The sequence below is a fragment of the uncultured Thiocystis sp. genome (assembly GCF_903866365.1).
GTDB lineage: Bacteria > Pseudomonadota > Gammaproteobacteria > Chromatiales > Chromatiaceae > Chromatium.
Map to the genome: position 1 here is coordinate 1 of NZ_CAIPNF010000283.1, position 2,787 is coordinate 2,787.

Sequence of the window (2,787 nt, forward strand, 5' to 3'; positions counted from 1 at the left end):
CTGGGCATGACGGTAGGACGATGCACGGGAAACGATTGGGGAAGCGATGGGGTATTCTAACGGATATCTTCAGCCAAGGCTGCCGTGACTTATTGAGAAGTTACGTTATATTTTCCCAACTGGTTGTACTGAATGATTTTTTGCAGGTAGATGTCGGCCTGATCGTAGCGGTCGGCGGCGTGCGCCAGCGCCTCGTTCAGGTCGGCCTCGGCGGCGGCAAACTGGCCGAGCAAATAGGCCGCGTCGGCTCGTTCCCGGTATATCTCCAGCGTGTGGCGAGCGTGCGCCGTCCAGGAATCGGCGGCCAGCAGATCAGCCGCCGCCTGAAAATGGCGCAGCGCCGGTTCGTAGGCGGTCGCGGCTTTGGCCTTGCGCCCGGCCTGAAGATTGAGCAGGGAACACTCGAACCGTTCGTCCGGGTCATCGATCAGCGCCAGCACCGCATTCAGATGCCCGGTAATATCGAACAGGCGTTCGTCGAGTTCCGCCGGACTGGCGCGATGCCAGAGTTGGCGACCGATTTTCAGATGCAGCGGGCCGATGTCCGCCGGGGCAATCAGCGAATAGGCCGCCTGCTGGACCCGGTCATGCAGAAACCGGAACTCGGTGTTGGCGGTGATGACCAGACCCTCCTGGATCGCCTCCCACAAATCGCTGCCGGTGGCGATCTCACTGCGGTCCTGAATCGCCGCCAGTACCGTCAAAGCAAAGCGGTTGCCGATGCAGGCGGCAATCTGCAGCGCCTGCTGGGTTAATGGACTCATCCGACTGATTTTCCCCGCCATCAAATCCACCACGTTATCGGTGATGCCGGCGGCCTCGATCCGCGCCATCTCCCACTGCCAGCGCCCCTGCGTCGGGTCCAGCCGGAACCAGCCCTGAGCGTGGAGTTCCTTGAGAAACTGGGCGACGAAAAACGGATTGCCGCCGGTTTTCTCCAGCAGCAGTCGCGCCAGTTCCGGCGTGGCCGCCGCCGGTTGATGCAAGGTATCGGCGATCATCTGGTTCAGATCGTCGGGTTCGAGCGGGCCGAGCAGGATGGTTTCAACGGGAGCGCCTTCGTTGCGAATGCGGTTCAGGGTCAGCGCCAGCGGATGGGACGCCGACACCTCGTTATCCCGATACGCGCCGATCATCAGCAGGTTGCGGCTGTCCGGGTTGGCGCACAAGAGTTCCATCAGCGCGAGCGACGCCGCATCGGCCCATTGCAAATCATCCAGGAAGATCACGAGCGGATGCTCAGGGCGGGCGAACACCCCGATGAACTGCTCAAAAGAGCGGCTAAAGCGATTCTGGGCCTCGGCAGATCCCAGTTCTGGTGCCGGCGGCCGCGGTCCGGTGATCCATTCGACATCGGGAATCACGTCGATGATCACGCGGGCATTGCTGCCCAGCGCGGCCATGAGCGCCTCCCGCCAGTGCGCAATCTGCGCTTCCCGCTCGGTCAGCATCTGGCTCACCAGCCGACGAAACGCCTGAATCAGGGCGGAAAACGGAAGATCCCGCTGAAACTGATCATGCTTGCCGGCGATGAAAAAGCCGCGCTGGCGCACCAGCGACTTTTGCACCTCGTTCACCAGCGAGGTCTTGCCGATGCCCGAATAGCCGCCCACCAGCAGCAACTCGGAACGCCCGGCGGTGATTCGATCAAAGGCGTCCAGCAGCAGGCGGGTTTCTCGGTCGCGGCCATACAGTCGGTGCGCGACCTGAAATTGGCTGGATACGTCGCTCCGACCCAGTTCCAGCGTCGGCAGCGGCTCACCGGCATCCAGCGCCGCTTGCACGGCAATCAAATCCTGCATCACCCCGTAGGCGCTCTGGTAGCGATCCTCGGCTTTCTTCTCCAGCAGTTTCATCACCAGCTCGGACAGCACCGGCGGAATGGCGGCATCCAGGACAACGGGGGCAACCGGCGGGCGGGCGATATGGCAATGCACCATCTCCAGCGGATCGGCGGTCACAAAGGGCAGCGTTCCGGTCAGCATCCGGTAATAGCACACCCCCAGCGAGTAGAGATCGGTGCGGTAATCGATGGCACGGTTCATCCGTCCGGTCTGTTCGGGCGAGATATAGGGCAGGGTGCCTTCGATCAGTTCCGGGGCGCAGGCATCCTGGGTTTCAACCGCGATCAGGGTGGACAGCCCGAAATCGGTTAGTTTCACCTGCGCCGTTGCGGGATGAATCAGCACATTGGCCGGATTGAGATCCTTGTGGATGATCCGTTGCCCGTGCATCTGGTCCAGACCTTCGGCCATCTGGATGGCCACCGGCAGGAACTCCGGCAGCGTCATCCGGCGTTCACCCAACCACTGATCCAGATCGCAGGCGCCATCATCTTCCTCAATGATGGCGAACCCGGAACGGTACTGGACGAGGTCATGCACCGTGACGATCCGGCTCAACTGCAAGGCGGCCAGCAGGCGATATTCGTTCTGGTAGCGCAGGTTTTCCCGCACGGAAAAATGGGGCGACGAGGGCGTTTTGATGATGACCGGCAGCGCGTCAGATTTTCGCCAGCCGCGAAAGACTTGACTGTGGCCGCTTTCGTAAATCAATTCCCGAATGGAATAACCGTCAAGGGTAATCATCGAGTCCTGTCTCCGGTGACTGAAGCTGTTTATTTTCATGCCGTTATCGCCGACTAGCGTAACTTCTCAATAAGTCACGGCAGCCTTGGCTGAAGATATCCGTTAGAATACCCCATCGCTTCCCCAATCGTTTCCCGTGCATCGTCCTACCGTCATGCCCAGCTCGATCAAACTTCCTGACATCCCCGAGGCGGAACGC

At 60.7% G+C, this 2,787-nt stretch carries 1 protein-coding gene; it reads right to left on the bottom strand.

The features are described from left to right. Positions 1 to 89: 89 nt before the first annotated feature. Positions 90 to 2,588 (bottom strand): serine/threonine-protein kinase PknK, encoded by a 2,499-nt coding sequence (locus QZY07_RS15780; protein WP_295404705.1) that lies wholly within the window; start codon positions 2,586 to 2,588, stop codon positions 90 to 92. Positions 2,589 to 2,787: the final 199 nt, after the last annotated feature.

What these genes read in the sequence shown, in the direction of transcription:
- QZY07_RS15780 (WP_295404705.1), bottom strand. Translation starts at nt 2,588, where the DNA reads ATGATTACCCTTGACGGTTATTCCATTCGGGAATTGATTTACGAAAGC.